12 protein-coding genes are annotated in these 12172 nt (G+C 65.1%); 11 read left to right on the top strand and 1 reads right to left on the bottom strand.

Going from position 1 to position 12172, the window contains the following annotated elements:
- Nucleotides 1–62 precede the first annotated feature (62 nt).
- From RPIT_RS00245 to RPIT_RS16060, 6 genes are all read left to right on the top strand, one after another.
- Entirely contained in the window at nucleotides 63–293 is a 231-nt protein-coding gene (locus RPIT_RS00245) for a hypothetical protein (RefSeq protein ID WP_061613716.1), read from the top strand.
- A gap of 2 nt (nucleotides 294–295) precedes the next feature.
- The gene (locus RPIT_RS00240; protein WP_077344133.1) at nucleotides 296–790 is read left to right on the top strand and encodes a glyoxalase superfamily protein; all 495 of its coding nucleotides are present in this window, start codon (nucleotides 296–298) and stop codon (nucleotides 788–790) included.
- Entirely contained in the window at nucleotides 787–1623 is an 837-nt protein-coding gene (locus RPIT_RS00235) for a nuclear transport factor 2 family protein (RefSeq protein WP_162274449.1), read from the top strand. Before RPIT_RS00240 ends, RPIT_RS00235 begins: the two co-directional genes overlap by 4 nt.
- A 297-nt stretch (nucleotides 1624–1920) precedes the next feature.
- Nucleotides 1921–2235, top strand: a complete 315-nt coding sequence (locus RPIT_RS00230; protein WP_077339363.1) for a hypothetical protein — start codon at nucleotides 1921–1923, stop codon at nucleotides 2233–2235.
- Entirely contained in the window at nucleotides 2232–2630 is a 399-nt protein-coding gene (locus tag RPIT_RS00225) for a hypothetical protein (RefSeq protein ID WP_077339361.1), read from the top strand. The genes RPIT_RS00230 and RPIT_RS00225 overlap by 4 nt, the downstream gene beginning before the upstream one ends.
- Before the next feature lie 457 nt (nucleotides 2631–3087).
- On the top strand, nucleotides 3088–3732 hold the full coding sequence (locus RPIT_RS16060; RefSeq protein ID WP_418361362.1) for an ApeA N-terminal domain 1-containing protein: 645 nt from the start codon (nucleotides 3088–3090) through the stop codon (nucleotides 3730–3732).
- Here RPIT_RS16060 and RPIT_RS00220 read toward each other — a convergent pair.
- The gene (locus RPIT_RS00220) at nucleotides 3651–4889 is read right to left on the bottom strand and encodes an IS256 family transposase (RefSeq protein ID WP_077339359.1); all 1239 of its coding nucleotides are present in this window, start codon (nucleotides 4887–4889) and stop codon (nucleotides 3651–3653) included. The two genes, RPIT_RS16060 and RPIT_RS00220, sit on opposite strands and share 82 nt — an antisense overlap.
- 221 nt (nucleotides 4890–5110) lie before the next feature.
- On the opposite strand from RPIT_RS00220, the gene RPIT_RS00215 reads away from it, so the two are divergent.
- The 5 genes from RPIT_RS00215 to RPIT_RS00195 all read left to right on the top strand — a co-directional run bounded on the left by RPIT_RS00215 (nucleotide 5111) and on the right by RPIT_RS00195 (nucleotide 12143).
- A complete protein-coding gene (locus RPIT_RS00215) occupies nucleotides 5111–6439 on the top strand; it encodes an ISL3 family transposase (RefSeq protein ID WP_193432232.1) in 1329 nt (442 codons plus the stop codon).
- Nucleotides 6440–6546: 107 nt separating this feature from the next.
- On the top strand, nucleotides 6547–7878 hold the full coding sequence (locus RPIT_RS00210; RefSeq protein WP_193432231.1) for an ISL3 family transposase: 1332 nt from the start codon (nucleotides 6547–6549) through the stop codon (nucleotides 7876–7878).
- A gap of 669 nt (nucleotides 7879–8547) precedes the next feature.
- Complete coding sequence (locus tag RPIT_RS00205; protein ID WP_218121620.1) at nucleotides 8548–9048, top strand: class I SAM-dependent DNA methyltransferase; 501 nt, start codon at nucleotides 8548–8550, stop codon at nucleotides 9046–9048.
- 974 nt (nucleotides 9049–10022) lie between these two features.
- Entirely contained in the window at nucleotides 10023–10283 is a 261-nt protein-coding gene (locus RPIT_RS00200; protein WP_157633314.1) for an MGH1-like glycoside hydrolase domain-containing protein, read from the top strand.
- A gap of 51 nt (nucleotides 10284–10334) precedes the next feature.
- Nucleotides 10335–12143, top strand: coding sequence for a glycoside hydrolase family 13 protein (locus tag RPIT_RS00195; RefSeq protein ID WP_218121621.1), 1809 nt, complete (start codon nucleotides 10335–10337; stop codon nucleotides 12141–12143).
- Nucleotides 12144–12172: the final 29 nt, after the last annotated feature.

Raw genomic sequence — 12172 nt, 5'->3', positions numbered from 1 at the left:
CGGAGCTATCCGAACAGGGAGGGCCTCACCAGCCCTCACAGCCCGAGAAAGGGGCCACCAAAATGATCGACGACTGCATCGATGTTGAGGACGGCGGCTGCGCCGGCCCGGTGGAGCTGCGACAGACGATGTCGGGCAGCGGAGCATCCTTCCCGCGGTGCGAGCTGCACTACGAGATCTACGCCGAGCGCATGGCTGCGGTGATCGCCGAGATCTCGGCCCGATACCCCGTCACCCCGCCGGCCGACTGGAGCCCGCTCGACGCCGGCGAAGCCTGGGACGAGCAGTGGTGACCATGAACGACCAGACCCACTGCAACCTGTGCGCCGATGTCATGTGGCGGGCCGAGCTGCGCGCCGACATCAACCTCGAGCTGATCGCCGTCGCGTTCGGCTACAAGAACTGGAACACCTTCGTCGCATCGGAAGACGCGGGCCCCCTCACTGTGCCGATCATCCGCACGTTCCCCGGCCCGGAGGCCGACCGCTTCTACCTCCGGTTCCTGGGGTTCAGCGTCGACTGGGAGCACCGATTCGAGCCTTCGCTCCCGCTCTACCGGCAGATCTCCCGAGACGGGATCGTGCTACACCTAAGCGAGCACCACGGTGACGCCACACCCGGATCCGCAGTACGCCTCCGCGTCGCCGACGTCGCCACCCTCCAGCAGCAGCTGCTCACAAGCTCCATCTACCCACTACGCATCGGCCTCGAATCCCAAGAATGGGGAGACGAACTCGCAATCCCCGACCCCTTCGGCAACACCCTGATCTTTCACACACCACGCGAGTGAACACAGCACCCGCCGAAACCGTCCGCCGAAACCGGGTTGCGATCACCGTTTACGGAGCCATCAGAGCGGCAATCACAGGCTCTCCACCACAAACGATCGTTTTCGGCGCAGATCTGCGCCAGGCTGAGAACATGAACCATGCTCACTTGCAAGCGCTTGAAGAATCACTCCTCACCACTGCGGTGCGGGCTGACCGGGAACGGCTACTGGCGCTGCTGCATGAAGAGTTCGTCGAGGTAGGTCGTTCGGGCCGCCGTTGGACACGCGCAGAGATTGTGGAGTCGTTGGCGGACGAAGCAGAGCGAGAGACGCCACCCACCGATGAGTGGAGTTTCAACACTCTCAGCCCCACACTGACCCTGTTGACCTATCGCATATCCGGGCAAGAGTTCGACAGTCGTCATTCGTCCGTGTGGGATACGGCGGGCGATGTCCCTCGCATGAGGTTTCACCAGGGAACGCCTATCACTAACGACACCAGCCTGTTGGCCGAGGGCATGAGCAACATCATCGTTGAGCGACCCAAAGTGGTGTGCCTGTGCGGTTCGCTGCGCTTTCAGCGCCTGTTCGATTCAGAACGGAAGAGGTTGACCGCACGAGGCATCATCGTGCTCGCACCGGAGCCCGTCGACGAGGAGCCGACTGCGAGTATGCGTGCGACCCTCGGTGAGTTGCACCTGAGAAGGATAGACCTGGCTGACGAGGTTCGTGTTGTGAGCGAAGGCGGGTACATCGGGGACGCCACTCGTCGCGAGATCCTGTACGCACGCGCTACGAATAAGGTCGTCAGCGCAGTGGAGGCGAACGTCGTCCTCCCGACGTTCTCCGCATAGGTTCCGACGAGCGTTATCGGCGTCCCTTGCGAGTTCCGGGCAACGCAAGCCGCAAACGATCGTTTTCGGTGGGGATGCCGTCGACCTCGACCAGAGGGCCGACACGCCGAGGGATCGCCTGTAGATGCTCACGCTCAGTGGCGTGGTTCCAGGTGAGCAGATTGGCGTCACCCGAGCGGTCAGGTGGTCCGGTAGACCTCACGGCGAGCCGACCCGGCGGTATCGCCTTCGGAGCGGAATCTGCCGGACTTCGAGCTACACGACGCAATTCCGAGCAACACGTGCTTCGATACCTACATGGCGAAGAACAAGATCCGCATCGCTTTCACCGCCCTTCTCGTTTCCCTCCTCGCTCTCACTGCCCTCCCCGCTCAGGCCTGGTCCTGGATGGACTACCAAGAGAACTTCTCCCTGAAATCGAACTGCCAGGCTCGTGGCCAGTGGCTCGTCAAAAACGTCGTCGACCTTGGAGCCTTCGAGTGTCGCTACAACAGCAAGTCACGCACATACAGACTATGGGTTCTGCGCGATGATGAGTTCGGCTGCCGAACCGCCTTGTCGGCGACCAGGAAGAGCATCACTGCTCCGCAGGGATGCGGAGGCAGCGTATGATTACACCTCCCGACGAACTGATCAACGATCTCCGCGAAGCAGTCGCAAAGAACCAGATCGCACACTTCCTTCGTGACCCACACACCCAGGCAATCAGAGTTCTCGTGCACGATGAGACGGCCGGCCGGCACCTGGCCGACAAATGGCCTGGGCGGCTCCTCCTCGTCAACTCCCAGTGGACGGTAGACGAACTCACCCAGTTCGACTCGGTTATAGATGCCTTCCAAGGCCACGTACTCACTCACCAGGGCGGGATCAATCTCAACACCATGCAGCCCTACGTGACCCTGACCGTGGATCGGGACACACCAGAGGTACAACACCTACGTAACGCCGTGCCCTCCACCTACCTCACGGTGAGGATCAGCCCAGGCAGCGAGCCTCTGACCGCATGAAATGACTCAGCGTTCGATCGTGGGGTCCCCTCGCCCAAGGCACGCGGTACCGACCCCTCGTCGTCAGCCAGCAGCCCCACCCCGACCCACCCCCTTGGTGTGGTCGCACCTCTGAGTCTCGACAAGTTACAGGTTTATAAGACAGGCTCGTGGAGGTCGTTCTTTTCCGGCGAGTCCCGCGGGCGCTCCTGGCGAAAGCCACCACCTGGATCCGAACGCTTCTAGCCGGCATCGCCGCATGCGTCGTCTTGGGCATCACCTCCTCAGAGCCTGTCCTGAACCTCATCGCTGGACCGGCACCAGAACCCTCAACGAGCGTGAGCCCTTCCCCTTCTCCCACAATCACACCGTCGGAGATAGCCGACCCAGCGGCAGCTGAGCCGCCAGCCTCTGATCAGGACGAGCCGACCTCGTTCCTCGAGGAAGAATCAACGGGCTGCGCACCGAACTCCCCGCGTTGGCATCATGGACTGATCTGAGCAGTATCTCGATGGAACCGAGATCCGATCCGCAGGGCCGGAGCTTGGGGTGGGACGTGCTTCTGCGAAGCCCTGACAAGATCCGACTAAGCAGATCCTTGAACCTCTCCTTGGCCCCGAGCTGGGCCAGCGAGAATGTCGGTCACGGACGCTCTCTCTCCATACACGACCGCTTTGCGCTCACCACACATCGAAAGCGACCAGCCGATTGGGGGGATCACCTGAGACTCCATCGCCACATCAGGGATCTCCTCTCTATTTCTGCTTGGCGCCCTCTTGGCTTCTCCCGGGTTGAGGTCCAGCGCCTTGATGATCCCCAGAGGGCCTTGGCTGGCAACAAGCTGCATGACGCATGGAACCAGGTGGTGACTCCGCACTTGCCCATGGGGTCCGAAGCGCCTGCGTCTTTCGACTACTTGTTTGTGTTCAGTGACATCGGCACGACAGGCGTGGCCGCTTGGTTGAGACTGCTCAAGGACTACCAACGCTCCATGGGGATAGAGCCCCGCTTGGTGGTGGGCTTTGAGGTGTTCCTCGGTGCTCACTTGCCGCCCTCGATGGCGGCTCGGTCATCAGTATCCATGGTTTCGGCGAGGTTGGCCATGGATTCTTCGGAGAGGTAGCGGCGGTCGCCGGCGATCCACTCGTCGTGGGTGTCGGTGAGGACTGCGCCGACGAGGCGGATGACCGCGGCTGCGTTGGGGAAGATCCCGACAACGCGGGAGCGACGTTTGATCTCCTTGTTGAGGCGCTCGAGCGGGTTGGTGGACCAGATCTTGCGCCAGTGGGGCTTGGGGAAGGCGGTGAACGCGAGCACCTCGGCCTTCGCCTCGTCCATCACTCCTGCGATCTTGGGGAAGGTGGCGGCGAGTTGGTCACGGACTTCGTCCCAGGCCGCGGAGGCGGCTTCGGGGTCTGGCTGGGCGAAGATCGTGCGGAACACGGCCGCGACCATGTCGGCGTGGGACTTCGGGACGTGGGCGAGCAGGTTGCGGGCGAAGTGGACCCGGCATCGTTGATGTGCTGATCCCTGGAAGGAGCGTTTCAGCGCCGCCACGAGACCAGCATGCTGGTCGCTTATGACCAGCCTCACTCCGCCTAGGCCGCGCTGTTTGAGGCTGAGCAGGAAGCTACGCCAGAACGTCTCGTCTTCGCTGTCGCCGACGTCGAGGCCGAGGACCTCACGGCTGCCGTCGGCGGCGATCCCGGTGGCGACCACGACCGCCATCGACACCACCTGCCCGCCCTTGCCGGGCTTGTTGCGGACGTGCAGGTAGGTGGCGTCGAGGTAGAGGTAGGGGAACGCGGTGTGGTCCAGCGGTCGGGTGCGGAACGCGCCGATCGTCTCGTCGAGCTGCTCGCAGATACGCGACACCTCGGACTTGCTGATCCCTGAGTCGGCACCGAGGGCGACCACGAGGTCGTCGACGCTGCGGGTGCTCACGCCGTGGACGTAGGCCTCCATCACCACCGCATACAAGGCTTGGTCGATCCGACGGCGCGGCTCGAGGATGCTGGGGAAGAATGATCCCTTGCGGAGCTTGGGGATCCGCAGTTCTACATCCCCGGCCTTGGTGGCCAGCAACTTGGGTCGGGTGCCGTTGCGTTCGGTGACGCGGTCCTCGCTGCGTTCGTAGCGCTGCGCCCCGATCACCCCGGCGGCTTCGAACTCGAGGAGTTCCTGCAGCACAGTACGGACCGACTCGCGGATCATGTCGACGCCCTCGCCGGTGCGGAATGCGTCGAGCAGTTCGGACAGGGCAGACTGGGACAAGGCCATCGGTGATTCTCCTTCAGTGCGATTCTTGGTCGTTTCACACCGAAGATCTCGCCGATGGCCGCCTACTTCACGCCGCCTCGCCGGTGACCCTCAAAACCGGCTCTTCGTACCTGAGCGTGGGGTGAGCGTGGATCCGATGGCTGGCGTGTCGGTGGGGTGAGGTGGGTCGAGGCCCTCAAGAATCGGGGTTACCACACCACTCGATTCCGAGGACCTCGACGATGACCGATTCTACTTCCTGCTGCCGTGCGTCCAGCGGTTACTGCGAGCGCTGCGACCTTCTGCTGGGTCTGCCCGGGCTTCACGTGGTCGGTGTCCATCGCGACGACGCGGGGCTTCGGGTTGAGGTCGAATCCCGGCCGCCGGCGGTGATGGGCTGCCCCGCCTGCGGGGTCATTGCGCATGCGCATGGCCGGCAGCGGGTGGAGTTGATTGACGCGCCGTGCTTCACCGCGCCGGTGAAGCTGCGGTGGCGGAAACGACGCTGGTTGTGTCCCGAGCCGATGTGTCCGGTGACCTCGTTCATGGAACAAGACCCCGACGTCGCGCGGCCCAGAGCGTTGCTCACCGCGCGGGCGACGTCGTGGGCGATCGGGCAGATGCGGCGGGAGAACGCCTCGGTTCAGGGGATGGCCCGGCAGCTCGGCTGCACTTGGAGGACCCTGTGGCGAGCGGTCAAGCCGATCCTCGAGACTGCCGCCGCCGACGAGACCCGGTTCGTCGGTGTCACCTCGCTGGGCGTCGACGAACACATCTGGCATCACGTCTCCACCAAGCCCGTCGACCAGGGCGGCCGCGGCCCGAAGGAGTTCACCGGCATGGTCGATCTCACCCGCGACAAGGACGGACGCGTCCGGGCCCGGCTCCTGGACCTGGTCCCGGGCCGCTCTGGTGAGGCCTACACGTCGTGGCTGCGTGACCGCGGCGACACGTTCCGCAAGGGCGTCGAGATCGCCACCCTGGACCCATTCCACGGCTACAAGAATGCGATCGACGACCAGTTGGACGACGTCATCGCGGTGCTCGACGCCTTCCACGTGGTCAAGCTCGGCACGGCCGCGGTCGATGAGGTCCGCCGCCGGGTCCAGCAAGACATCCACGGCCACCGCGGCCGCAGAGATGATCCGCTGTATCGGATCCGCAACCTGCTGCGTGCCGGGAAGGAGCATCTCACCGACCGGCAGAAGACCCGCCTGGAGACCGCGTTCAGCGTTGACGACCGTCACGTCGAAGTCGAGGTCGCCTGGCACTGCGCCCAACAGCTCCGCTCGGTCTATCACCAGTCGAATCACGCCGACGGCCGCAGGGTCGCGGAGAAGATCCTTGCCTCGTTCCCGTCGTGTCCGATCCCGGAGATCGCCCGCCTCGGCCGCACCCTGAACCGGTGGCGAGACGCGCTCCTGGGCTACTTCACCACCGGCGGCGCCAACAACGGCGGAACCGAAGCCATCAACGGGTTGATCGAACTCGCACGCCGCGTCGCCCGAGGTTTCCGTAACCCCGGCAACTACCGCCTCAGAATGCTCCTCATCGGGGCTCTTCGTACCTGAGCGTGGGGTGAGCGTGGATCCGATGGCGGGCGTGTCGGTGGGGTGAGGTGGGTCGAGGCCCTCAAGAATCGGGGTTACCACACCACTCGATTCCGAGGACCTCGACGATGACCGATTCTACTTCCTGCTGCCGTGCGTCCAGCGGTTACTGCGAGCGCTGCGACCTTCTGCTGGGTCTGCCCGGGCTTCACGTGGTCGGTGTCCATCGCGACGACGCGGGGCTTCGGGTTGAGGTCGAATCCCGGCCGCCGGCGGTGATGGGCTGCCCCGCCTGCGGGGTCATTGCGCATGCGCATGGCCGGCAGCGGGTGGAGTTGATTGACGCGCCGTGCTTCACCGCGCCGGTGAAGCTGCGGTGGCGGAAACGACGCTGGTTGTGTCCCGAGCCGATGTGTCCGGTGACCTCGTTCATGGAACAAGACCCCGACGTCGCGCGGCCCAGAGCGTTGCTCACCGCGCGGGCGACGTCGTGGGCGATCGGGCAGATGCGGCGGGAGAACGCCTCGGTTCAGGGGATGGCCCGGCAGCTCGGCTGCACTTGGAGGACCCTGTGGCGAGCGGTCAAGCCGATCCTCGAGACTGCCGCCGCCGACGAGACCCGGTTCGTCGGTGTCACCTCGCTGGGCGTCGACGAACACATCTGGCATCACGTCTCCACCAAGCCCGTCGACCAGGGCGGCCGCGGCCCGAAGGAGTTCACCGGCATGGTCGATCTCACCCGCGACAAGGACGGACGCGTCCGGGCCCGGCTCCTGGACCTGGTCCCGGGCCGCTCTGGTGAGGCCTACACGTCGTGGCTGCGTGACCGCGGCGACACGTTCCGCAAGGGCGTCGAGATCGCCACCCTGGACCCATTCCACGGCTACAAGAATGCGATCGACGACCAGTTGGACGACGTCATCGCGGTGCTCGACGCCTTCCACGTGGTCAAGCTCGGCACGGCCGCGGTCGATGAGGTCCGCCGCCGGGTCCAGCAAGACATCCACGGCCACCGCGGCCGCAGAGATGATCCGCTGTATCGGATCCGCAACCTGCTGCGTGCCGGGAAGGAGCATCTCACCGACCGGCAGAAGACCCGCCTGGAGACCGCGTTCAGCGTTGACGACCGTCACGTCGAAGTCGAGGTCGCCTGGCACTGCGCCCAACAGCTCCGCTCGGTCTATCACCAGTCGAATCACGCCGACGGCCGCAGGGTCGCGGAGAAGATCCTTGCCTCGTTCCCGTCGTGTCCGATCCCGGAGATCGCCCGCCTCGGCCGCACCCTGAACCGGTGGCGAGACGCGCTCCTGGGCTACTTCACCACCGGCGGCGCCAACAACGGCGGAACCGAAGCCATCAACGGGTTGATCGAACTCGCACGCCGCGTCGCCCGAGGTTTCCGTAACCCCGACAACTACCGCCTCAGAATGCTCCTCATCGGCGACGGTCTACGACTATGACCCCACGCTCAGGTACGAAGAGCCTCAAAACCCCACCACTCCAAGGGACTCTCCTCTCCATGGGACCCCTTGTCGCACTTCTGGACCAGAAGGATGCTTATCTGGAGACACGACTTGTTCAGAGCTGCATTGCCCTCGAAGCGCTCGGCTATCAACTGGCGCTCGAGGCAGGAAAAATCTCCGGCCGGCGGAAGCGAGAAGTGAACCCACTCCCCAACTGGAAAGATTGGCAGGCGCGTTCGAACGAGTGTTACCGGGGCGCCAAACATCCAGACAACGACCTCCCAGATACCGCTGATCAACTACGCACTTATCGGGAGAACCTGTTGGTACTTCGCTACTGGGTTGCGGGACGCCTTGGCGTGCGCGCAGACAAACTCCGAGAGCATGCAGACCGTGGCCGCTAGGGCGGGTCGGTGGCGGCACGGTGCCGCCCCAAGAGCGAGTCATGCGACGGCGAAAATTGATGGTGCGCCGACTCAGGCGAACTCCAGGTACCTTCTACACGTCATCGGACAAGCTGCTTTCAAAAAGTGCGACTCGGGGAGTTAGCAAAACTAGCCTGCATCTCGACACCGTAGCTTTGTCGTTGTGGAGCCGCGCCCTCGTGTGAAACTTGGGCCTCTATTCTGAATAGAGTTCAAGGACGACCGATCCGGGAGGGCAGCGATGGCAGAAATTGATGCGGTGAGGTCAGCTTATGATGAGGTCGCCGACACCTACGAGAACCACATTCAGGGGACCGGAACCGAACGGCCGATCGATCTGGCGATGATCAGGCACTTCGCTGCCCTGCTGCCCAACCAAGCCCACGTCGTAGACGCCGGATGCGGGGCGGGCAGGATGCTGCCCCTTCTGGCTTCCCTTGGCTGCCAGGTGGAGGGGATCGACCTGTCCCCCGGCATGATCAGTCGAAGTAGGCGAGATCATCCGGGATTCTCGACGCAAGTGGCAAGCATGGACGACATGCCCTTCGGGGACGAACACCTCGACGGTGTCTTCTCCTGGTACTCAACGATCCATTCCCCAGACGACATGCTGCCCCCTATCTGCGCTGAAGTGCATCGGATTCTCCGTCCCGGCGGTGTGGCCCTGTTGCCTTTCAGGCCGGCTTCGGGGCGAAGGACGTCGGCGCGGCTTACGAATCAGCCGGCCACCGGATCAGCTTGATTCGCCACAACCGAACACCCAACGAGGTGATTGCAGTCTTGGAGACCGCTGGTTTCGACGAGATCGCGCGCATGAATCGCACAGCATTGGCCGGCGAGCGGGATGCTCAGGCAGTGGTCATCGTCCGCAAGAAATAGCGATGTCCCTTGCCATGGACACTGCAACGCTACGACACGCCCGGCCTACATTAAACGACCGGCCCTGATCAGCTGGTTTGTTCAATCTGCAGCCCGTGATTTCGTTCAAACTAGGGCGCGACTCGACATTGACTGTCGAGATGCGCTCTACTTTGTATAAACGGGCCTCTATATAATATAGATCACAAAGTTGGGGGCATCGTCCTTTGTCAGCGACACTTTGGGCATGGTTTCTCATCGAGAGTTCAGTACATGAGTCCGCGACGGAGGCTCCGGGCCAATCGTGAACGGTGGCGTGCGCAGCAAGTCATGCGTGACTATCGACGACGCACGGCCGCTGACCTTGCCGGAGTCTTGGCCTTGTTCGGCCACTGTGCAGTCCCGGGCAATGCTTGGACGGCGGCAGAGGTGGCCCACCGTTCCGCGCGGGACGGGGCTGAGGCTGCTTGCGCAGCGGAGCCGGCCATGCGTTTGTGCTCGGGCTGCCCGGTGATCCAGGAATGTCGGCAGTGGGCGTCAATCGACCGCTACACGGGTTTGGCCGCGGGTAGTTCATGGGTGCGCGGGTCCGAGTACGACGCGGCGACGACCATCAACAATTCGCGGCCGAGAGTCTCCGCTTGATCCACTGCCTGGCGGCCAATGCGTCTGCTGCGTCGATCATCTCTCGGCTTTGGAGACTGGACCGAAGTGCGTTCCAGAGTTCGCGGATGCCCATGGCTGTGCACCATGTGGCGAGGATTTCACAGCGCTCTTCGGGGGTGCTGGCCATAGCTAGAGGCGCAGCTGTGCGTAGGGTCTCTGCTCGTTGCTTGGGCGGCTCAATGCCCCTGCTGAGTGGTCCGTGCCGGAGGCCGCCTGAGATTGCGCGACCCCGACTTCTCCGAGACCCGGATGTGGCGCGGCCCCGTCTGGGTCAACACCAACTGGCTCGTCGCGCAGGGGCTTCGCCGCCAAGGGCTGATCGACAAGGCCGAACGCCTTGAGCGCGCGACCCTCGAACTGGTCGCGGCGCAAGGACCCAACGAGTACTTCCGCCCCGACACCGGGGTCAAGCCCCGAGGGCCACGACGGTGTTCGGATGGTCCGCCGCGCTGACCGTCGATCTGGCGGTGGCCCACTCCTGAGCCCTGGTCTAGGGTGGTCGCCGTGACCTTCCTCGGCCAGCCCCACCACGACCCCTCCGAGCTCTACGTCTCGGACCCCCACCCCCACCGGGGCGACACCGTCGAACTGCGCGTGCGCGTGCCCGCCGGCCAGGTGGCAGCGGTGCACCTGCGGCACATGCACGACGGCGAGGCGGCGTTCGTCGCAGCCGCGCCCACCGACGGGCCCGGGCCCGACGAGTGGTGGGCCGCGCGGGTGCTGGTGGACAACCTGACCCTCCAGTACCGCTGGTTCCTCGTCATGGCCGACGGCGGCACCGCTTGGCTGAACGGCTCCGGCGTCCACCGTCGAGACGTCACCGACGCGGCCGACTTCCGCCTCATCACCACCGCCGCGCCCGCCTGGGTGGCCGACGCCGTCGTCTACCAGGTCTTCCCCGACCGGTTCGCGCGCAGCGCCCGCGCCGACGAGCGGCCGACTCCCGAGTGGGCACATGGCGCCCGCTGGGACGAGCCGCTGCGCACCTACGACCAGCAGCAACACCGCCAGATCTACGGCGGCGACCTCGACGGCATCATCGAGCGCCTCGACCACATCGCCTCGCTGGGCGCGACCGTGCTCTACCTCACACCCGCGTTCCCGGCCGACACCAACCACCGCTACAACGCCAGCACGTTCGACCGGATCGACGACCTGCTGGGCGGCGACGACGCCATGCGCCGGCTCATCGACGCCTGCCACGCCCGCGGCATCCGGGTGATGGGCGACTTCACCGCCAACCACACCGGCGCGACGCACGAGTGGTTCCTCGCCGCGCAGAACGATGGGAACGCCCCCGAGCGCGACTTCTACTACTGGACCGACGAGTACCCCGGCTACGCCTGCTGGCTCGGGTTCAAGTCGCTGCCCAAGCTCAACCACGCGTCGCCCGGGCTCACCGAGCGCCTCTACGGCGAGGATGGCGTAATCCGACGCTGGCTACGGTTCGGGCTCGACGGGTGGCGCATCGACGTGGCCAACATGACCGGCCGCCTGGGCGGGATCGACCTCAACCGCGAGGTCGCCGCGCGGACCCGCGCCGCCGTCGACGCCGAGGGCGACCGCTGGCTGGTGGCCGAGCACTTCTACGACCTCCACCACGACGTCGACGGCAGCACCTGGCACGGCGCCATGAACTACGCAGCGTTCTCCCGGCCCGTGTGGGGCTGGCTCGAGCGGCCTTCGACCAATGCCGAGGACGCCCACTTCTCGGTGACGCGGCTGCTGCCGTCGATCGACGGACCGGCGATGATCGAGACGATGGCGGAGTTCATGGCGCAGGTCCCCTGGGCCGTGACGACGGCGTCCTTCAACATCGTGGGCAGCCACGACACGGGTCGGATCCGCTGGCGGGTGGGCGACGAGGGTCGCGCCATCGCCGCGCTGGGCCTGGCCCACACGCTGCCCGGCGTGCCGATGGTCTACTACGGCGACGAGATCGGTCTGGTCGGTGAGACCGGCGAGTACGGGCGCCGCCCCTTCCCGTGGCAGGCCGAGGAGACGTGGGCGACCGGCACCCTCCAGGCAGTGCGCGAGCTGGGCGCGCTGCGGCGCGACTCGCACGCCCTCCGCCACGGCGGTCTGCGCTGGATCGGGGCGACGGAGGACGCCGTCGCGTTCGTGCGTGAGTCGCGGCAGGGGTCGGCGCTGGTGGTCGCCGCTCGCGAGGCGACCGGGCAGAAGACCGTTCCGACGGCCCTGCTGCCGGGCATCGAGTCCGGCCGCCTGGCGCTCGGCAGCGGGATCCGGGTCGAGGGCAACCAGGTCGTGATGGAGGCCGAGCGCGGGGGCATCGCCGTCTGGGTCTGGTGACACACGACAGCGACCCGCGGCGGGTGCCG

The organism is Tessaracoccus flavus (genome assembly GCF_001997295.1).
Lineage (GTDB): Bacteria > Actinomycetota > Actinomycetes > Propionibacteriales > Propionibacteriaceae > Arachnia > Arachnia flava.
The sequence above is the reverse complement of the archived record's forward strand: the minus strand, read 5'-3'. Positions and strand labels throughout refer to the sequence as shown.

Bases quoted from the DNA above. Each gene is read 5' to 3' on its own strand.
- RPIT_RS00245 (WP_061613716.1), top strand. From the start codon at position 63: ATGATCGACGACTGCATCGATGTTGAGGACGGCGGCTGCGCCGGCCCG.
- RPIT_RS00240 (WP_077344133.1), top strand. From the start codon at position 296: ATGAACGACCAGACCCACTGCAACCTGTGCGCCGATGTCATGTGGCGG.
- RPIT_RS00230 (WP_077339363.1), top strand. From the start codon at position 1,921: ATGGCGAAGAACAAGATCCGCATCGCTTTCACCGCCCTTCTCGTTTCC.
- RPIT_RS00225 (WP_077339361.1), top strand. From the start codon at position 2,232: ATGATTACACCTCCCGACGAACTGATCAACGATCTCCGCGAAGCAGTC.
- RPIT_RS00220 (WP_077339359.1), bottom strand. From the start codon at position 4,889: ATGGCCTTGTCCCAGTCTGCCCTGTCCGAACTGCTCGACGCATTCCGC.
- RPIT_RS00215 (WP_193432232.1), top strand. From the start codon at position 5,111: ATGACCGATTCTACTTCCTGCTGCCGTGCGTCCAGCGGTTACTGCGAG.
- RPIT_RS00210 (WP_193432231.1), top strand. From the start codon at position 6,547: ATGACCGATTCTACTTCCTGCTGCCGTGCGTCCAGCGGTTACTGCGAG.
- RPIT_RS00205 (WP_218121620.1), top strand. From the start codon at position 8,548: ATGGCAGAAATTGATGCGGTGAGGTCAGCTTATGATGAGGTCGCCGAC.